This window comes from Bacillus sp. HSf4 (genome assembly GCF_029537375.1).
GTDB classification, from domain to species: domain Bacteria; phylum Bacillota; class Bacilli; order Bacillales; family Bacillaceae; genus Bacillus; species Bacillus sonorensis_A.
This window is the reverse complement of record NZ_CP120679.1, coordinates 1,574,735-1,594,710: the sequence shown is the minus strand read 5'-3', so window position 1 is coordinate 1,594,710 and position 19,976 is coordinate 1,574,735. Positions and strand designations below refer to the sequence as shown.

The window sequence follows — 19,976 nt, the reverse complement described above, 5'->3', positions numbered from 1 at the left end:
GACCTTTAGGGTAAGGAGCGTATATATGGATCTTTTTAAAAATCGTAACTTCGTCCGACTTTTTTTCGCAGCTTTCGCTTCTCAAATGGGAACGACAGTTGGAAATATGGCTTTCGCTTTTTTCTTGCTCGACCGGTTCAGCAGCCAGCCGGCTTATACGACGATCGCCGAGCTCATGTACTCGTTGCCGACGGTCTTTGTGTTCTTTATCGTCGGTGTGGTCGCTGACCGTTTTGACCGCAAGAAAGTGGCCGAAAACTGTGATTGGATCAGGGCGGGACTGACCGTCGTTCTCTTTTTTGTTTTATATCTGAAAATCATACCGCTTGTGTTTTTCGTTCTGTTTATCAGAAGCGCGGTGACAAAATTTTTCTATCCTGCCGAAGCAAGCTTGGTTCAGGCGATATTAAGAAAGGACCAATATGCCAAAGCGGCCGGGCTCAATCAAATGCTGTTCAGCCTGTTTCTCTTATTCGGCGTAGGACTGGGAGCTTTTATGTATAAGACGATCGGCCTGCATGGAGCGATCGCTCTCGATTTTATCAGCTTTATCATTTCAGCCCTTTTAATCCGTTCCTGTGATATTTCCCTCGAAGCGAGGAAACCAAACGGTGAAAAAGGCTGGAAAAACGTCACGGTCAAAAATTCATTGCACGATTTTAAAGAAGGGATCGTGTACATTTTAAAAAACAAATTGCTCGCTTCCCTCGTATTCGGATATTTTGCGTTTGGACTTGTAAGCGGCGGACTGAGTGTTCTGCCGATGTTTAAAATGAAGTATGAACTGTCCCCCGACAGTTACGAGTGGCACACATCGCTCTTTACAGTCGTTCTCGGCATCGGACTTTTGACAGGGATCGCCGTCGGCGCTCTGCTTGAAAAAAAAGTGAAGCCGGAATACCTGATGTCCGTACCGATCTTTATTGCAGGAGTGTTTATCATTCTGCTCGGGTTTACGGACCAATTGCCTGTATATTATGCGGCTGCTTTTTTGGCCGGGATTTGTCTCGGCCCAGTCAATACCGCTCTTGGAGGCTGGATTCCTAAAATCGTCCATCCAAGGCTGATGGGAAGGGTCAGCGGCTGGACGGATCCGCTCACAATGCTCGCCCAATCCTCGGCGCTCGGGATGATCGCTGTTTTATTTCCAGCATTTATTGCCAAGGTTGATTATATATATTACGGTTTGGCGGGAGTTATTCTGGTGACCGCCCTGTATTACTTTATCGCCTTGCCTAAATTCAGCGCCCAGACGGCTGAAATCGACGTCCAAGCGGAATTGAGAAGACAAAAAAATACAAAAGCGAAAATAAACTCTGTTTTATAAAGGTGAAAACGCGCGATTGATTAAAAATTCGCGCGTTTTTTCTATGATATATTTGCATTTTCTCTTCTATTTCGTATAATTTAGACATAAGCCTTACATCCTTAGGAGGTGGTAAGGAAAGAATGAATAGGAGAGAAAAAATGGACGACCATAATCATACGAAAGACATAAAACCAACGATCGAGAACCTGTCAAAAGCGATTTATACAGTGAATCGCCACGCGAAGACCGCGACTAATCCCAAATACCTGTATCTCCTGAAAAAGAAAGCTTTGCAAAAGCTCGTCAATGAAGGAAAGGGTAAAAAGATAGGACTTCATTTTTCAAAAAATCCAAGATTCAGCCAGCAGCAGTCAGATGTGCTCATTTCTCTTGGAGACTACTTTTTTCACATGCCTCCAACTAAAGAAGACTTCGTCAACCTTCCGCACTTAGGTACATTAAATCATACGTATCGGAACCCTAAAGCTCATATGTCTTTGAATATAGCCAAGCAGCTTCTGCAAAACTACACGGGGCTGAAAGAAAAGCCGCTTGTCACAAACAAAAAGCGCCCTTCTCAAAAACCCGTATTCAAAAAGCTTGGTGAAAGCTATTTCTGATCAGACAAAATAAAAAAAGCCTCATAAAGGGGCTTTTTTTATTTTTGGAAAATATACTTGTCCAGCTTTTCAATCAGTTCGTTAAGCTCAGGTTTGCTGATTTGTTCGTCCGCGCCGACCCTTTCCCCTTTATGGCGAAGGTCATCTGTAATCAGCGAAGAGAAAATCAATATCGGCAGATCAGAGCTTAACGGGTTGTCTTTCAGGAGCTTTGTCAGGCGATGCCCGTCCATCTGCGGCATCTCGATGTCTGTGATCATCAGGTCGACTTTTTCGCGAAGAGCGGTGCCGTCTTCCATCAGCTGAAGCATGTGGTCATACGCATCTTTTCCATTTTCAAACGAATCGATGTTATTGTAGCCCGCTTCATTCAGCTTTTCGACCAGAAGGCGGAGCAGCAGAGGAGAATCTTCAACGATGACAAGCTTTTTGTCGGTGCGCCTCTCGTCAAACTTCTCATTTTTCATCTGAAAAGGATCGATGCCTGATGCCGATTCAAGATCAAAAATAATTTTTTCGTAGTCAGGCAGGAATATCATTAGGCCGTTAAGCTTAATGATCCCGGTCATATGCCTTTCCATCCCTTGATTCAAAGCTGTCGGCTTTTCAATCTCCTCCCATGACACCCGGTGGATCTGTGAAACCGGGCCTGTATGGAACACGATTTTCCGCTTATTGAATTCAGTGACAATGTATTTCTCCTGGTTTTTTTCTTCTCCATGCTCCACTCCAAAGAAAGAGAAAAGATCAATAACGGGAAGAATCTCCCCGCGCAGCGTGATCATTCCTTCCATATGCTGATGGGAATGAGGCACTTTCGTAATCTCGACCGGCTGAATAATTTCTCTGACCTTCATTACATTTATGCCGAAAATGTTGTGACCAACTTCGAACTTTACGATTTCTAATTCATTGGTTCCGGAACTTAATAAAATTTCCTGGTTTAAAGACACTGATATCCCTCTCTATCCTAGATGATATTGTATCTTTTATATCGGCGTCTTTCATGAAAAGTTGATGTTCTAAATCAAGCTTTTACTTTTACAAATCGGTGAATGATCAGTCCGATGACAGCCAGTATCATCAGCGATCCGAAGGCCATCCTGCTCGCGACATTTCCCATGTCTTTAAACACCAGTGTGATCGATCCGTAAAGGACCGGTCCGAAGATGGAAGAAATTTTTCCTGACAAAGCGAACAAGCCGAAAAACTCGCCTCTTTTATGCTCCGGTGTCAGTTCAATAATCAGTGTCCTTGACGCGACCCATGTTCCGCCAAGCGCGATTCCAAACAGGCTGCCCGCCACCCAAAACAATGCGGCTGATGTCGTAAACACAGCGATCGCAAGCGCGGTAATCAAAATGAGGGCCACAATGCTGACCGCTCTTTTGGCCCCGACCCGCTTTGTTACATAGCCGAGAATGAATGAACCGATGATGCTTGATAAGGTGGAGACAAGATAAAGGATAAGAAACTGCCCTTTCGTAAAACCGATAATGGCTGTTGAATAGACCGACATCATCGCCACCGTCGTCGAGATGGAATCATTGAGAAAAAAGTATGCGATCATAAATAAGAAAACCGGGCGGTACAAACGAATATCCTTAAACGTCTCGGCAATTTCCTTGTATCCGCTGAAAAACGATTTCTTCTCTATTGCCTCGGGTTTTCTGCGCTCTTTTGTGAAGATAAGGTAAGGAAGGGAAAAGATCAGAAACAACAGGGCGGACGGGATGAATGCTTTATGAAAATCATGATTACCAACCAGCAAATAGACGGTTAAACCGGCCAATGTGCCGATATACCCGACCGCAATGCCAAATCCGGAGAGCAGCGGGATTTCATCTTTTGTTCCTAAATCAGGCAAAATCGTATCGTAAAACACAAGGCTTGAATGATAGAAAAACTTTGCTGTCACAAATAAAACGACAACGAGAATCAATGATAAAGGAAGGCCGTAAACCTTTTGCTGAAAAGAAGCGCCCGCAAAAACCCCCATTAAAATGGTGCAAGCCACACAGATCATCGTAAACAGGCCGATATATCTCTTTTTCCTTCCTGTACGGTCGATCAAAACCCCGAATAATGGCGTAAAAATGACGAGCAAAAAACTTGCCGCAGCATTTGAGTATGAAATAAATGTGCTGGCCACCTGGTTCATAACATCGCTATCACCGACCGCCTCCTGTAAATAATAAGGAAAAAAGATCGTCACGATATTTGACGAAAAAATCGTATTGGCAAAATCGTATAAAGCCCAGGAAATGATCGGCAATGTCAAAAACAACTTGATTCCATTTCTCTGCGCCCGCTTTAAAGCTTGTTCCTGTTCCGGCTGAATATCCATATGGATGTGCCTCCTCATGTTTTTTGCACAAGACAGCACGCATTCAAGCTGAAAGCGTGCTGTCTTTGTCATCCGTTAATTTTTTACGACGATGGTACCGGCTAAGAGATCATGAAGCGCCTGCCGCTTCTCTGTGAAAAACGCCAAAATATAGCCGATCATTAATATCGGAGATAAGAAGCTTCTGGCAAAAAATCGTCCGGCTGCACGGCCGAATGAGATTCTTCCGCCCTCAGCTTCCGCTTCCATAACCTGAATGCCCATGATTTTCTTGCCCAGCGTCGCCTGCCATTTGGATGATTCCATCAGTGTGAAATACAGAAAATAAACGATAAATGAGAGGGCTGCCATAATCCCCGCGACTTTAAAAACCGAGGACAAAACAGTGAAGAATTCCTGGTTTGTGACCTTCTCGGGATCTCTTTCAATAATGCTCATGAATTCAACATCCCCCATGAACAATTGAATAGAAATCACAAGGGTGACGATATACATCGGAATACCAAGAATGATACTATCGATAAAAGAAGCCAAAAAACGCGAACCGATTCCGGCCAAGTTGCTCCCGGCTGCAGGAGCTGTTTCATGTTTGCTTAATTCCAAGGTATTTCCTCCTAACATCTGACTTCTATATACTACTAAGACATGCCGAATGTTATCAATATGAAATGCGCTTTTTTAAACTTAAATTAATGTACAGATCACAAGCTTTTCATTGACTTTCAGGTTTATCGTGTTACAATGGTCAAGGATTTTAGAAGAAAGGTGTTAACGATGGGAACGATTGTGCTGATCAAAAATCATGAATTGACCGTTTTAGAGGACGTAAGCAAAGCTGATTTTGAAGAAATGGAAAAGAACGTTTCAGATAGTGATCGCGTTTACATATCTTGGAAAGAACATCTTGATTCAGATTATGGATATTGAGCTGATCTTTCGATAAGGCAATCTGTGGGATTGTCTTATTTTTCTATTCAAAGAAAAGCCGGCAGCCTGTCTGCATGTCATTCCAGCCGGCCGCATATACTGGTTTTAGAATCAAAAAATTGATTGATTAAAAGATGACAATTCATCTGATGATGGTAAAATAAGATAAACCATAACATTTCTAAGGTGATGAAAACATGGAACATTTGCTTAATCCGAATGTGAAAGAAATTGAAATTTCAGGAATCCGCAAATTCTCAAATCTTGTCTCTCAGTATGAAAATGTAATCTCTTTAACAATCGGCCAGCCTGACTTTTTCACGCCTCATCATGTCAAACAAGCTGCCAAAAAAGCGATAGATGAAAATCATACAGCTTATACCCACAATGCAGGGTATCCGGAGCTGAGACAGGCAGTCCAGCTGTACATGAAAAAAAAGGCCGATTTAAATTATGATGCAGAAAGCGAGATCATTGTCACAACGGGAGCCAGCCAGGCGATTGACGCCGCTTTTCGGACGATTTTATCACCCGGTGACGAAGTGATTCTTCCAGGTCCCGTATATCCCGGATATGAACCGATCATCAAACTGTGCGGTGCATCGCCTTTAATCATCGATACGACGTCTCACGGCTTTAAGCTGACAGCAAAATTAATCGAAGAAGCCCTGACGCCAAAAACAAAGTGTGTCGTTCTCCCTTATCCGTCAAATCCGACGGGAATGACGCTTTCAGAGGACGAACTGAAGGAAATCGCTTCTCTTTTAAAAGGGCGAAATGTGTTTGTTCTTTCTGACGAAATATACAGCGAACTGACCTTTGACAGACCACACCATTCAATCGCATCCGTTTTAAGGGATCAGACGATTGTCATCGGCGGACTGTCCAAGTCCCACAGTATGACCGGCTGGCGAATCGGTTTCCTATTCGCTCCAAAGGAAATCGCCAAACATATTTTAAAAGTTCATCAGTACAACGTATCATGCGCTTCTTCCATCTCCCAAAAAGCGGCTTTGGAAGCCGTCACCAATGGGGTTGATGATGCGCTGATCATGAGAGAGCAATATAAAAAGCGGCTTGATTACGTATACGACAGGCTCGTGACAATGGGACTCGACGTCATTAAACCGTCGGGGGCATTCTACATCTTCCCTTCTATTAAATCGTTTGGAATGTCTTCCTTTGAATTTTGCACTCGCGCTTTAGAGGAAGAGGGACTGGCGATTGTTCCGGGCAGCTCGTTTTCTGAATATGGGGAAGGCTATGTGAGGATCTCTTACGCATATTCTCCCGATACACTGAGGGAGGGACTGGACCGGCTGGAGACGTTTGTGTTCAATAAGAGGCAGTCGGTTCAAACCACATAAACAACGGCTTTTACGCCGTTGTTTTTTATTTTATTTCGGAAAGGAAATGACAAATGTTGTGCCTTTTTCCATTTTGCTGTCCACCTCGATTGTTCCATTGTGATTTTCGATGATGTTAAAGGTGACCATCAAACCGAGACCCGTTCCTTTTTCTTTCGTCGTTAAAAAAGGCTCGCCGATTCGTTCGAGGACGTGTTCCGGTATTCCTTCTCCTTCATCTTGAACCTCGACTGTGACAGACTCATCCGTTTCCTTGACGCTCAAATGAACAGTGCCTCCATCAGGCATTGATTCGACAGCGTTTTTAATCAGGTTGATAAACACTTGTTTTAGTTGGTTCGGGTCCCCTTTGATATGAATTTTGTCATTTGGCAGATTGGTATGAATCATAATGCCGTTCAAATTGGCCTGTGTTTCTAGAAGAGCCGTGACTTCGCGAATCAGCCTGATCAGATCAAGCTGTTCACTCAGAGCGTTCTGCTGCGGCTTGGCGAGCATCAAAAGCTCGCTTAAAATCAATTCGATTCTGCTTAATTCGGAAAAAATAATATCAAAATAATGTTCATTTTCTTCCATCGTCGGCTTCATCAGCTGCAAAAACCCTTTAATGGCCGTCAGCGGATTGCGGATTTCGTGGGCGATTCCGGCTGCGAGCTGACCGGCAATCGACAGCTTTTCCGAACGCACCATCAGCTCTTCCGTCTGCTTGCGCTCCGAAATATCCCTCAAAATGACCTGTACAGCTGTCTCTCCGAAAAATGTCGTCGGAATGCAGACCATTTCCGTATAGATGAGCCGCTTTTCAAATGTGTACCACGTTTGTTTGATGATTTCTGAATCAGACTTGCGGTCGGTGATCCGTTTCAGCCTGGCTTTCACATTTTCATGATCACAATGATGGAGATGTTCATAAATATCCTTGCCGATGAGGTCTTCATATGTTTTCGCCTCAAACAGACGAATCCCTGATTCATTCATAAAAACCCATCTTCCGTTATGAATGACGGCGATGGTGTCGATAGAATTTTGAATCAGGAGCTGGTAGCGTTCTCTGCTTTTTTGCAAAATCGTCTGGAATTTTTTTCGCGAAGAAATATCAATAAGCAGCAGAAGTTCGGCTTTTTGGTTTTGATAGATGGTCGGCGCTGATTTCACCTCAAGATGGATTTGTGTGCCGTCCAGCTTTTTCCACGTCTGCTCAATCATCCCGACTTCAAGCCCCTGCTGCATTCTTTTAATGCGGTTCTTGACGATGTCATGGTATTCTTTCTCAATAAAATCATAGGAATACTTTCCGATAATTTGCTGTTTATGCTCTGCCCCGAGCAGGGTGACCATGGCATCATTCACATAAACGATTTCCCCTTGAACGCTGATACACAGAGGATTTGGCAAGCCTTCCACCATCGCTTTAAATTCCTCATTCGCCGGCGGCTCGGCCGCTTTTTTCAAATCGCTTTCCTCTTTTTTCGAGCTGCTCTTCTTAGAGGGACGGTCTTCAAAAACTTTCATTTTGAGTACAATTTCCCGTTCTTTTTCTCCAACATGGGTCGTAACAAAATCAATCGATGCCTCGACCCAGATCATTGTGTAATCCTTTTTCACAAATCTGAAGGTGCATGGCAGCAAATGATGTTCATTGTAAAAATAGCTTTCTACCAGAAAAAGATCGTCTTCGTGCAAATAGTCCTTCAAATACGTACCGATCAGCTCACTCTGCTGATAGCTCAACAGTTCTTTGCAGTTTGCAGATATGTATATAAAGCGGCCGTTTGCTGAAAGGACTGCCTGTAAATTCATATGAGGTTTATATTGCTCAAAACGCTTTGTTTTCTGTTCCATCATATCCCTCCTTTATACCCTATTCATCACCAGCATTCTTTAAAACGATTTTGTTTAAAAAGATTCGCTAAAATGCGAGGAATCTCCTTCAAAACATCTAGCATTCGTCAAATTTTGATAACAAAAAAAGAACGCGGAAAAAACCCGTGTTCTTTTTTGTCTAATCCTTGTTATATTTTTTTTGCAACTCGACGTAGGCTTTGACGATTTTGGCTGAGATGTTTTTGTTGATTCCTGTTTTATCGTTGATGACGGATGGAACGACAACGCTGAACGCGATTTCCGGTTTTTCTGAAGGATAGTAGCCCGCAAAGGTTAAGTTGTAGGTATCATTTCCCCACCAGCTTCTATTTGTGCCGTAATATTTCGTTTCAGCAGTTCCGGTTTTGCCCGATACGTCAAGCGAACCGAATGTCCCGGCGGCAGTTCCCGTCTGGGTTACTCTTTTTAATCCCCGCTTGACGATTTCGATGTCACTTTTCGAGTTGTTGATTTGATTCAGCACATTGGCGGATCGTTCCTCAATGACAGGTCCAAGCTTTTCGCTCTCAGGCTGGCGGATGCTTTTCACGACCCTTGGCTGAACCCTGTACCCGCCATTTGCAATCGCAGACATATATTGAGCGAGCTGCAAAGGTGTATACGTATCATATTGTCCGATGGCTTCATTGAGGATCAGCCCTCCGACTAAATCCGGGGTCGTCTGCATTCCGGCCGACTCCTGCGGTAGATCTATGCCTGTTTTCACGCCCAGCCCGAACTGGCTGTAGTAATTTCTCATTTTATTCAAGTCTTCCTGATCCGCCGGAAGGGCGCCATGCGGTTTATAGGTAACACCTGCAATATACATCGCAACATGGAACATATATACGTTCGAACTTTTTTCAAGAGCCCTGACTTCATCGGTCCAGCCAATGCTGTTCCCTCTGTAGGATCCTGTTTCAACACCGCCTGCAAAGTATAACTTTGTGTCTAAATAGTGTTGCCCGTGCGGCATGCCGCTTTGGTATCCGGCAAGCACTGTCGCGCCTTTGACCGCCGACCCCATTTCATACTGGGTCGTAAACGTACCGATGGCGTAATCGGTTATTTTGCCGTCGACGATCCGTTTGCCGGCCATTGACAGAATGTCTCCGTTATTCGGGTCCATCATGACGACGAACGCCCTGTCAAGCATGTAATTTGAACCGCGGAATGTGTTGAGTTCATCTTCAATGATCTTTTCGACTTTCTTTTGCAGCTCCATGTCAAAGGTCAACTGCAGGTCGTAGCCGCGCCTTCCTTCATCAATTGTTTCCTGGCTGATGACTTCGCCTGAGCGGTTTTCCGTATATTGAACCTTTGCTTTTTTCGGATTTAAATATTCTTCATATTGATACTCGAGGTAGCTTTTTCCGACTCTGTCATTCCGGGCATATCCCCTTGTCAGGTAGAAGTCCTCCCTATCCTTGATGAGTCCTTGTTCAGGCGTTGTGACGCCTCCGAAAATAGAGTAAAGCGTCTTTTCATAAGGGTATTTGCGGGTCCAGTCCATGATGACATCGACCCCTGGCAGCTCTTCCAAATGCTCGGATACCCGGGAGACTTCCTCATAGGTCAAATCGTTGGCAGGCAGCTGTTTTGAATCTTTTTCATCCAGCAGCTTCGCATCGTCTTTCGAAGCGGTTTTCGGATTCATGGCTTTAACGATTTGCGGCTCATAGGCATAGCCGCCGGAAAATCTTCTGAAAATAGCGGCGACTTCAAGCTCCTCTTTATCCCTTTCGAGCGCTTTAATCTCTTCTTCTGGAACACGGTCGACCTGAAGCTTGTATGTTTTGTCAGACTTCAAGGTTTTTTCTCCGTCTTTCAAGAGAGCAGCCGCCTTTTTCGGATGTTTGGCAAGCCAGTAATCTTTCAAATCTCTTTCTTTCAGAAATGATGTATCGATATTGATCAATTCTGCAAGCTTTTTGGCTGTTTTGATTTTGTCTTCCGTCTTGGTGCTCGTCATCACCGTATATGTGATCGCGGGTACGCTTTGGTTGTCGACAACCACCCGCCCGTATCTGTCATACATTTTGCCCCGCGGTGCAGGATAAGACGCGATTTTGGCTTCTGTTTTTGAAGCCTGCTGCTCATACTCTTCTCCTTTGACGATTTGCACGAGGCCCAGCTTGACAATCAGTGCCGCGAACAGGGTGAACACCGCAAAGAAATACAGGTTGATCCGCCACATCCGTGATCGTCTGCTTTTTTTCACTTCAGCCGGATCATGTCGAGATTCTGTCACTGAAACATTCTCTCCTCTCACAATATTCAATTTTCACATTAATTAACCGATCATATTGTAACACTTTTGTAATGGTTGTTACAATCTAAAGTTATATAAAAAGCTGTCAATCTCTTTTTATATTAAAATTTAACTAACATATTTAAAATTTGGTACGTTTATGACAAGACGTGTAAAATAGAGGTTTGGTTACACCTTGATAGCAAAGGTTTTTTATTTTTTTATGTCAAAATTAACAACAATCGCTTGTCAAAGGAAATTACTGGTTCAATTATTTCAAAAAAGCCGTGTTATGATGCTAGTGTACGAAACAAAATACAACATTTAGGAGGAAAACAGTTTATGAAAAAAGCTTTTCTTTTATCAGCAGTTGCCGCTGCATCGATCTTTACTTTCAGCGGTGTTCAACAAGCAGACGCCAAGGAACAGCAGCCAATTCAAGTGAAAGCCTTCTATTCTAATATAAAAATTTCTAATCTTGCAGATCAATTGAATGTTCAAAATCTGAACAAGCTTTCTCAAGCTGATCAGGAAAAAATTCAATCTCTGCTTCAATCATATATGAAACAAGCAGGTCAGCAGTCTAAGGCTTCTGCGCCAAAAGCAGATCAACCTAAAGCTTCTGCGCCAAAGGCATCTCAGCCTAAAACGTCAAAACCTGAAAACACTCAAACTCAAAAACAGGAAGCTTCAAAACCTGCTGCTTCAAAAGAGCAGACAACTGAGAAAAAGGAAAACTCAACTCAAGCTTCTTCTTCAGTGAGCGCATACGAAAAAGAAGTCGTTGAGCTGACAAATGCCGAAAGAAAGAAACAAGGGCTAAAACCGCTGACATTGGACGAAAACTTGAGCAAAGTAGCCCGCGCAAAATCTCAAGATATGAAAGACAACAATTACTTTGATCACAACAGCCCGACTTACGGTTCTCCGTTTGATATGATGAAGAAATTCGGCATCACATACCGTACAGCCGGTGAAAACATCGCGAAAGGTCAAAGAACACCTCAAGAAGTTGTCAAAGCTTGGATGAACAGTGAAGGTCACAGAAAGAACATTATGAATCCTAACTTTACACATATCGGTGTAGGTTATGTGAAAGACGGCAACTACTGGACTCAGCAGTTCATCGGAAAATAAGCTTGATCAAAAAAACCACTTGCATTCATTGAAATGCAAGTGGTTTTTTGTTTACCGGTATTCGGTCCAAAGCTTGTATAAGCTTTGGGTGCCGCTGTTTTCTTCACCTTTTTCCGCAAGCGTGTCATACAAGGTTTTGGCGAGTTCAAGGCCCGGCATTTTTTCACCCATCAGCTCCGCTTCCTCAAGGGCGATCCCCATATCTTTAATGAAATGCTTGACATAAAAGCCCGGTTCGAAATCGCCTTTCAGCATTCTTGGCGCGAGATTGGACAGCGACCAGCTTCCCGCAGCTCCGGTTGTAATGCTTTTTAAAACATTCTCCGGATCAAGCCCCGATTTTTTCGCGTAAGCCATGGCTTCAGCAACACCGATCATTCCGGCGGCAATCGCAATCTGATTACACATTTTTGTATGCTGTCCGCTTCCTGCCGGCCCTTGATATTGAATATTTTCTCCCATGATTGAAAAGATCGGCAAGCACTCTTCGAACGCTTCGCGTTCACCGCCGACCATAATCGCAAGCGTGCCGTTGCGGGCGCCGATGTCTCCGCCGGAAACCGGGGCGTCCAAAGCATACAGCCCTTTCTCTTTGGCGGCCGCTGCAATTGTTTTGGCAAGAGACGGATTCGAAGTCGTCATATCAATGAGGTATGAGCCTTTCTTTGCGTTATCAATAATGCCCCCGCTGCCAAAATAGACCTCTTCAACATCTTTCGGGTAACCGACCATCGTGATGATCACATCTGCCGCTTGTGCCAGCTCTTTGACAGATGCTTTCCATTCCGCTCCTTTTTCGACCAGGTTGTCCGCCTTCTGTTTCGTTCTCGTAAAGACGGCTGTCGGATAGCCTTCAGCCAAAAGATGTGCGGCCATGCTGTTTCCCATGACGCCAAGCCCGATAAATCCGATTGTTTTTTTCATGCTGTTTTCCCCCTTATATCGCTTTTACCATTCCGCCGTCGATCAGTAGTGTTTGTCCCGTCATGTATGTATTGCACTCTGATAAAAGAAAGCTTGCATATTGTGCAAAGTCTTCAGGCTTCCCGTAGGCGCCGAGCGGTATTTGTTTTTCGAAAGATTCTTTCACATGCTCTTCGGAAAGGCCTGTCTGTTCGGCTTTTTGCCTGTCAAGTTCTGCCACGCGGTCGGTCGCGATCCTTCCCGGAGCCAGCGTGTTAATCAAAATACGGTGCTCGGCCAGCTCTTCAGCGAGAGACTTCGTAAGACCCACGATCCCCATCCGAAACGTATTGGAAAGCAATAGACCGGGGATCGGCTGTTTGACTGATGATGAAGCGATATTGATGATCCGTCCGCCATCCTTTTTTAAATATGGAAGAGCTTCACGGATCAAGCGGATATAGCTGAGCAGGTGAAGTTCAAACGATGATGTCCAATCATCATCGGTAAGCTCCAGCAGGCTGCCGCCTTTAGGTCCGCCGACATTGTTGACAAGCATGTCCACCGTTCCGTGCACTTCGGCCGTCTTGTGCACAAGCGCCTTGATCTCTTCTCCGTTGGCAAGGTCGCATACTTCATAAGTGACCGCGGCGCCCGAAAGGCCTCTCAGCTCTTCTGCTGTCCTTTGCAACACTTCTTCATTTCGACCGGACAGCATAATATTGGCGCCTTCCCGGCAAAGAGCGAAAGCGATCGCTTTTCCGAGACCTTTGCTGCTTGCGGCGACAAGCGCGGTTTTGCCTTTCATCTTTAAATCCATGCGGGCATCAACTCCTTTCTTTTTTCTAGTTTAACACGAAAATTAGGATCTCACAGCTTAAATAAAGCCCCCTCTGGCTCTTGAGGGGGCTTTGTCGCTATACTTTAAATTTTTCAATCGCTTCCAATAAATCTCTGTTCGCACTGCTGAGTGCTTCAGTTGATTTGGCGATCGATTCAAGCGTCGTCAGCTGCTCGTTGGTAGAGGCGCTGACCTCCTCTGCCGCCGCGGCGGATTGCTGGGAAATGGCGGAAATGCTTTGGATCGAATCCGTCATTTTTTGCTGCTCACCGCTCATATCTGAGATCTCTGAGTAAATGTGATCAATCGATTTGACGAGCGCCTGCATTTCCGCCGTAATCTTGCTGAGCGCTTCTCCCGTCTCATGGATCATGTCATTTTGCTCTTCGTTCAGCTTGCTTGCTTCCGTCATGGCGGAAACGGCATCCTTTGTTTCAAGCTGAATCTGTTTGACCGTTTCACTGATATGCTGTGAAGAGGATGCCGATTGCTCAGCGAGCTTTCTAACCTCTTCCGCGACGACGGCAAAGCCGCGTCCGCTTTCTCCGGCCCGGGCCGCTTCAATGCTGGCGTTCAAGGCAAGAAGATTGGTCTGATCCGAGATGGCCGAAATCGCCGTGACGACATCTTCAATATTCTTCGTTTTTTCTTCAAGCTGCTGAAGCATTTGTTCCACTTTTTTCGTTTCCGTATTTGCTTCGTTTGATTTCGCCAAAAGCTGTCCGAGCGCGTCAATTCCTTTATAGCTTGCATCTTCGGATGTTCTGGAAAGCTTTTGAATGCTGTCGGCATGGTGTTCGATTTCTTTAATTTTCACAGACAGCCGCTCGGATTTTTCATTGACGTTTTCTACTTCTGCAGCCTGTTCTGTCGCACCGGTTGCAACTTCATCAATCGCTTTGGCGATCTGCTCGCTCGCAAATACCGTTTCTTCAGATACGGAACTCAATTGATCCGTTGTTTCCGATACTTTACCGGATGACGACCTGACCTTCAAGATCATCTCTTTCATGTGCTCGACCATTTTGTTAAAGTCTTTTGTCAGCGTGCCGACTTCATCTTTCGACTTAACCGCCGTCTGCACAGTCAAATCTCCGTCAGAGACCGCTTTTGTTTGGGCGATCAGGCGTTTGATCGGTCCCGTGATGGTTTTGGCCAGGAAGTAGCTCAGAACAATCGCAACCACCAAGGCTAAACCTGAGATGATGAGCACAATTTTGTTCATTTCCTGAGCGACCCAGAGCAGTTTATCGGTTTGGAACTGCGTGCCGACTTTCCAGCCTGTGCCGTCGATCGTTTGATAGGCGATGACATTGTCTTTGCCAAGCTTGATCCCGTCTTTTGCGGAAGGAATGTCTTTGTACATCTTATCTTTTGACATATCTTTGCCTTGTTTTGACGGGTGAGCCAGCATGGTTCCATTTTGGTCGATCAAAAAGGCGTAGCCGTCATAAGGGACCTTTTGATCATTGATGATTTCGTTTAATGCTTTTAGCGAAATGTCAAAGCTGATGACGCCTTTTACTTTGCCGTTGACAACGATGGCTTTTGCTGCGGCTACCGTCATGTCTCCTGATACGACATCTTGATACGGTTCAGTCCAAACGACTTGATCCGGTGTTTTTTCCGCTAATGTATACCACGGGCGGGTTGTCGGATCAAAATCTTTATCAAATGATGTTTCCGGATATATAAAGATTTCTTTTTGCTCTGTCCCGATATATGCAAAGTTGACATGCTCGTTTTTATCCTTTATCTGCTTTAATTCATCGAGAACAAGATTTTTTAATTCCTTACCGTTTACCCCGACAAATGACTGGCTCATTTGGCCGTCACTCATACGGGATAAGGCGATTTCGTAGTTCTTTAGTTGAAGCTCGATGTTTCCTTTAATCGCGTTGAGAAGACTAGAAGTGGAGTCCTTCGCTTCTTCTTGAAGCATGGATTTCAAAATGAACGTGGTTGACAATTGGAGAACGATCACCGTCACAATCAGGATGACAGCAACGAATCCAGCAATTTTAATGTGCAGTTTTTTAAACATGCGAATCCCTCCCTTACACACACTTTCATACTTTTTTTATCGGCTTGGATTATTGATTGTTTAAGACAGGGGTCAAAACGCTATATAATGAAGGAAATAAGCAAAGGAGTGATGGGGGATCCATAAACAATTTTACGTTAATAACGGTACTTCTTTTCAGCAGGTTGAAATCCGCAATTATCGGCCTGAGGATATTCCTGCGCTGATGTCTTTGCAGAGAGAATGCTTTCCCGCACCTTTTCCCGCAGACCTTTTATGGAATAAAAAACAGCTTCGCTCCCATATTGATATTTTTCCGGAAGGAGCTGTATGCGCTGTTGCAGAAGGCCGCCTTATCGGCTCCATGACAGGGCTTATCATCGACTTTGACCCGAGCCGACCGCATCACAACTGGGATGAGGTGACAGACAGCGGATACATCCGCACACACCAAAACAATGGGAACTCGCTTTATGTCGTTGATATTTCCGTCTCTCCAGATCATCGGAAGCTTGGAATCGGGAAATGGCTGATGCAGACGATGTATGAATTGACGGTTGATAAAGGGCTTGAGCGGCTGTTGGGAGGCGGACGCATACCACACTACCACAAGTCTGCCGAGCAGCTGTCTCCGGAACAATATGTGCAGGCGGTGTTGCGGGGAGAAAAACGCGATCCCGTCCTTTCATTTCTTCTTCAATGCGGCCGTTCGCCTCTTTGCGTAATCCCGGACTATCTTGAAGATGAAGAATCGCTTCATTACGGCGTGTTAATGGAGTGGAAAAATCCTTTTTTTAAATCATAAACTGGGAAACTCCTGATTTTCAGGAGTTTCCCGGTTTGATTTTCTCATTTTATGCTCTGTCATGTGAAATATTCGATTTTCGCTTCAGGAAAATGCTTGTCGATATAAGTTTCGAGCGCAGTGCGCAGTTCGGCTTCTTCATCCTGTTGATAAATATATTTTCCAATTCCATATCTTCCCCATTTATAGCGGCGTTTTTCTTCGTCAAGTTCGAGCTTTGTTTTCGGGTAATTCTTTTCAATGACACGTTTGGCCGGCTTGGTGAATCTGTGCTGAATCATTTCAAATGTGATGTCATGTCTGACATGCCGGGGCAGAGCATAATCCAGCTTTTCAAGCAAGGCTCTGTATCCTTCCTGCCAGCCGTCATGAATGTAGATGGGCGCTATGATAAATCCGAGCGGGTAGCCCGCCTCCGCCACCTTTACCGCGGCTTCGATCCGTTGATCCAAAGGAGATGTACCGGGTTCAAAGTGTTTAATCACATAGTCGGCATTGACGCTAAACCTGAACCTCGTTTTGCCATTATGTTCTGCATCAAGCAAATGGTCGACATGATGAAATTTTGTGACAAAGCGCAGTTTGCCGAGATCAGACCTCCCAAAATGTTCAATTGCATGTTTTAGTGTATGTGTCAGATGATCGATTCCGACGATATCAGATGTGCAAGAAGCTTCAAACCGAGTCTCATCCGGTGCCCGTTCCTGCATGTACTGATCAGCTTGATCAAGAATCTCTTCAACATTGACATATGTTCTGATATAAGGCTTGCTTCCCATCGTCGTCTGCAGGTAGCAGTAGTGGCAGTGACCCATGCATCCAGTCGCAAAGGGGATGGCATATTCTGCGGACGGTTTTGATGAATCGAATTTCAGCGTCTTTCTGACGCCGATGACAAGGGTTGACTTTGCGTTCCGGTATTTTTGCAGGTGGCCTTCTCCCGGGATATTCCTCACCTGATTATGGGAAGTGGTTTCTCTAATCTCCAGGCCCATATTAGCAAATTTGTCTTTCAGTTTTCGGCCGAGGGGATATTCCAACGCTCTCGGTTCAATGTAGACAAGCTGGGGGACAAACGGTTTAACCATTAAAAAGAGACACATCCTTTTTGTCGTTTCCCATACTTTTTGCATGAACGATGTACGATATACGGGGAAATGCTAGGCCTCGTCAAACAATTCACGATAAAGCCGCTCCGCCTCTTCATATGAGGAAAAAACGGCGTCATCCTCGGCGAACGCGTGGTATGTATCAAACAGAAACAGCGCCAGTTCGCCTTCATGGAGCGGATGCTCGACAACCTCCGCTTCTTTAATATGGGCAACATTTGCAGCATGCGGATTGCGATAAATGACATATACTTGATCCCCTGCCTTGACCTGTTGTTTTGACATACAAAAAGCCTCCATTTTATCAGATGTTAACTTGTAGTATCCCCGTCAAAACAAGCCTCATTCTGTGCAATACAAAAAGCCCGGACGGAATATACCGCCCGGGCTTGCAGGTTTGATTTATGAGAGAGTGAAGGTTTCTTTAACGAATTGAACAACTTCCTCTGTCGTACTCATTGACAAAATCTTCTCTTTAAATGACTCTGTCTCTTTTTTAGAAAGCTTGCTGATTTGCGTTCTCGCCGGAAGGATGGATGTTGCGCTCATTGAGAACTCATCAAGGCCAAGGCCGAGAAGGATCGGGATCGCAATTTCATCGCCGGCCATCTCACCGCACATGCCAACCCATTTGCCTTCTTTATGAGCCGCTTCAATCACAAGCGTAATCAGGCGAAGAATCGCAGGGTTGTATGGCTGATAAAGGTAAGATACCTGTTCATTCATCCGGTCTGCGGCCATTGTGTATTGAATCAGGTCGTTCGTTCCGATGCTGAAGAAGTCGACTTCTTTCGCAAATTGATCAGCGATTACCGCTGTAGCCGGAATTTCAACCATCATTCCGACTTCAATGTCGTCGGATACTTTCTGGCCTTCAGATTGCAGCTTTTCTTTTTCTTCTATTAGAATCGCTTTAGCTTGTCTAAATTCATTGACCGTCGCAATCATCGGGAACATAATTTTCAGGTTTCCATATGTACTTGCCCGAAGTAACGCGCGCAGCTGCGTTCTGAAAATCTCTTGCTCATCCAGGCAAAGACGGATGGCTCTGTATCCTAAGAAAGGATTCATTTCTTTCGGCAGTTCAAGATATGGAAGCTCTTTGTCTCCTCCGATATCAAGGGTACGGACGACAACGGATTTGCCTTCCATACGCTCAAGCACCGTTTTATAGGCGTCAAACTGCTCCTCTTCAGTTGGAAGCTGGTCTCTGCCCATGTAAAGAAACTCTGTACGGTAAAGTCCGACGGCTTCGCCTCCATTTTCAAGGACGCCTTTCACATCATCAGGTGTGCCGATATTTGCGGCAAGTTCAACATGGTGTCCGTCATTTGTGACAGTTGGTTCGTTGACAAGCTTGGCCCATTCCGCTTTTTGCTCCAAAAACTTTTGGTGCTTTTCTTCGTATTGGCTGATGACGTCTTGAGCAGGATCAACGATCACATCGCCGTTGATGCCGTCTACGATCACCGTTACGCCGTTTTGAATTTCCTTCGTCGCCGCTTTTGTTCCGACAACCGCAGGAATTTCCAATGAGCGAGCCATGATGGCTGAATGGGAAGTCCGTCCGCCGATATCCGTTGTAAACCCTTTAACAAACTGACGGTTTAACTGCGCTGTGTCAGATGGAGTCAAGTCTCCGGCAACGATAATGACTTCTTCGGAAATCAGGCTCGGGTTTGGAATGTCAACACCGAGAAGATGTCCTGTGACCCGCTTTGTGACATCGCGGATGTCTGCAGCGCGTTCTTTCATATATTCATTGTCCATTGACTCAAACATCGTGACAAACATGTCAGCCGTTTCTTTCAAAGCAAACTCCGCATTGACGGAATCTGATTTGATTTTGTCTTTGATCGGGTTTAACAATTCAGGATCGCTTAATACTAAAAGATGTGCTGAAAAGATTTCAGCTTTATCTTCGCCAAGCTCTTTCAAAGCGTGGTTTTTAATGGTTTCCAGCTCTTTTTTCGACTGCTCGACGGCTTCTTCAAAACGATTTACTTCCGCCTCAGAATCAGAGATGTTTTTCTTTTCAACCGTGAGATCAGGCTCCTCAAGCCGATATGCTTTTGCGATCGCAATACCGGCTGAAGCTCCTATTCCTTTCAATTCAAGCATTACTCGCCGAGTCCTTCGCTTTTCATTGTATCTTCCAGTGCAGAAAGAGCATCATTTTCGTCAGCGCCTGAAGCAGAAATCGTAATTTCAGCACCTTTAGCAATACCAAGTGACATAACACCCATAATAGATTTAAGGTTTACGGTTTTTCCGTTATATTCCAAATTGATATCTGCATCATATTTGCTCGCAGTTTGTACAAGAACTGTCGCTGGACGCGCGTGGATACCAGAGTCTGCAGTTACTTTAAACGTTTTTTGTGCCATTTTTATCAATCTCCTTTTAATTTAAAGCTTTAATACATTCACAATATTATATCATACAGCCGTACATGTCATCTGACAAGTACGGCC

17 protein-coding genes and 2 pseudogenes are annotated in these 19,976 nt (G+C 44.7%); 6 read left to right on the top strand and 13 right to left on the bottom strand.

The window, feature by feature from the left end; translation table 11 throughout:
• Positions 1-25 precede the first annotated feature (25 nt).
• Entirely contained in the window at positions 26-1,327 is a 1,302-nt protein-coding gene (locus P3X63_RS08140; protein ID WP_026586760.1) for an MFS transporter, read from the top strand.
• A gap of 140 nt (positions 1,328-1,467) precedes the next feature.
• Positions 1,468-1,929, top strand: coding sequence for a YkyB family protein (locus P3X63_RS08135; RefSeq protein WP_026586759.1), 462 nt, complete (start codon positions 1,468-1,470; stop codon positions 1,927-1,929).
• Between the two features lie 38 nt (positions 1,930-1,967).
• Here the strand turns inward: P3X63_RS08135 and P3X63_RS08130 are convergent, their stop codons facing one another.
• The 3 genes from P3X63_RS08130 to P3X63_RS08120 form a co-directional block, all read right to left on the bottom strand.
• The gene (locus tag P3X63_RS08130; RefSeq protein WP_026586758.1) at positions 1,968-2,882 is read right to left on the bottom strand and encodes a chemotaxis protein; all 915 of its coding nucleotides are present in this window, start codon (positions 2,880-2,882) and stop codon (positions 1,968-1,970) included.
• Positions 2,883-2,956: 74 nt separating this feature from the next.
• Positions 2,957-4,276 (bottom strand): MFS transporter, encoded by a 1,320-nt coding sequence (locus P3X63_RS08125; RefSeq protein ID WP_277692721.1) that lies wholly within the window; start codon positions 4,274-4,276, stop codon positions 2,957-2,959.
• Positions 4,277-4,351: 75 nt separating this feature from the next.
• Complete coding sequence (locus P3X63_RS08120; protein ID WP_277692720.1) at positions 4,352-4,879, bottom strand: RDD family protein; 528 nt, start codon at positions 4,877-4,879, stop codon at positions 4,352-4,354.
• Between the two features lie 171 nt (positions 4,880-5,050).
• On the opposite strand from P3X63_RS08120, the gene P3X63_RS08115 reads away from it, so the two are divergent.
• Entirely contained in the window at positions 5,051-5,203 is a 153-nt protein-coding gene (locus tag P3X63_RS08115; RefSeq protein WP_201278494.1) for a hypothetical protein, read from the top strand.
• A 197-nt stretch (positions 5,204-5,400) separates the two neighbouring features.
• Positions 5,401-6,620 (top strand): annotated as a pseudogene (locus tag P3X63_RS08110) (aminotransferase A).
• Here P3X63_RS08110 and P3X63_RS08105 read toward each other — a convergent pair.
• Complete coding sequence (locus P3X63_RS08105; RefSeq protein ID WP_026586754.1) at positions 6,601-8,412, bottom strand: PAS domain-containing protein; 1,812 nt, start codon at positions 8,410-8,412, stop codon at positions 6,601-6,603. The pseudogene P3X63_RS08110 and the gene P3X63_RS08105 overlap by 20 nt on opposite strands.
• 160 nt (positions 8,413-8,572) lie before the next feature.
• The gene (locus tag P3X63_RS08100; RefSeq protein ID WP_026586753.1) at positions 8,573-10,684 is read right to left on the bottom strand and encodes a peptidoglycan D,D-transpeptidase FtsI family protein; all 2,112 of its coding nucleotides are present in this window, start codon (positions 10,682-10,684) and stop codon (positions 8,573-8,575) included.
• Positions 10,685-11,026: 342 nt separating this feature from the next.
• Between P3X63_RS08100 and P3X63_RS08095 the strand changes: the two genes are divergently transcribed.
• Positions 11,027-11,821: a CAP domain-containing protein gene (locus P3X63_RS08095; RefSeq protein WP_026586752.1), complete on the top strand. Its 795-nt coding sequence runs from the start codon at positions 11,027-11,029 to the stop codon at positions 11,819-11,821.
• Between the two features lie 51 nt (positions 11,822-11,872).
• Here P3X63_RS08095 and P3X63_RS08090 read toward each other — a convergent pair whose 3' ends face one another.
• The 4 genes and pseudogenes from P3X63_RS08090 to P3X63_RS22845 all read right to left on the bottom strand — a co-directional run.
• Positions 11,873-12,745: an NAD(P)-dependent oxidoreductase gene (locus P3X63_RS08090; RefSeq protein ID WP_077736909.1), complete on the bottom strand. Its 873-nt coding sequence runs from the start codon at positions 12,743-12,745 to the stop codon at positions 11,873-11,875.
• A 13-nt stretch (positions 12,746-12,758) separates the two neighbouring features.
• Entirely contained in the window at positions 12,759-13,544 is a 786-nt protein-coding gene (locus P3X63_RS08085) for an SDR family oxidoreductase (protein WP_077736910.1), read from the bottom strand.
• Positions 13,545-13,641: 97 nt separating this feature from the next.
• A complete protein-coding gene (locus P3X63_RS22850; RefSeq protein ID WP_409446670.1) occupies positions 13,642-14,568 on the bottom strand; it encodes a methyl-accepting chemotaxis protein in 927 nt (308 codons plus the stop codon).
• Positions 14,569-14,583: 15 nt separating this feature from the next.
• Positions 14,584-15,507, bottom strand: a pseudogene (locus tag P3X63_RS22845) (HAMP domain-containing protein); the annotation flags it as partial.
• A gap of 307 nt (positions 15,508-15,814) precedes the next feature.
• Here P3X63_RS22845 and P3X63_RS08075 point away from each other — a divergent pair.
• Entirely contained in the window at positions 15,815-16,393 is a 579-nt protein-coding gene (locus P3X63_RS08075) for a GNAT family N-acetyltransferase (protein ID WP_077736912.1), read from the top strand.
• A gap of 59 nt (positions 16,394-16,452) precedes the next feature.
• On the opposite strand, the gene splB is transcribed toward P3X63_RS08075, so the two are convergent.
• The 4 genes from splB to P3X63_RS08055 all read right to left on the bottom strand — a co-directional run bounded on the left by splB (position 16,453) and on the right by P3X63_RS08055 (position 19,889).
• Positions 16,453-17,481 carry a spore photoproduct lyase gene (gene splB / locus P3X63_RS08070; RefSeq protein WP_026586747.1) on the bottom strand — a complete coding sequence of 343 codons (1,029 nt, stop codon included), beginning with the start codon at positions 17,479-17,481 and terminating at the stop codon, positions 16,453-16,455.
• A 72-nt stretch (positions 17,482-17,553) separates the two neighbouring features.
• Positions 17,554-17,787 carry a transcriptional regulator SplA domain-containing protein gene (locus tag P3X63_RS08065; RefSeq protein WP_026586746.1) on the bottom strand — a complete coding sequence of 78 codons (234 nt, stop codon included), beginning with the start codon at positions 17,785-17,787 and terminating at the stop codon, positions 17,554-17,556.
• A 117-nt stretch (positions 17,788-17,904) separates the two neighbouring features.
• On the bottom strand, positions 17,905-19,623 hold the full coding sequence (gene ptsP / locus P3X63_RS08060; protein WP_026586745.1) for a phosphoenolpyruvate--protein phosphotransferase: 1,719 nt from the start codon (positions 19,621-19,623) through the stop codon (positions 17,905-17,907).
• Complete coding sequence (locus tag P3X63_RS08055; protein WP_026586744.1) at positions 19,623-19,889, bottom strand: phosphocarrier protein HPr; 267 nt, start codon at positions 19,887-19,889, stop codon at positions 19,623-19,625. The genes ptsP and P3X63_RS08055 overlap by 1 nt, the downstream gene beginning before the upstream one ends.
• Between the last annotated feature and the right edge of the window lie 87 nt (positions 19,890-19,976).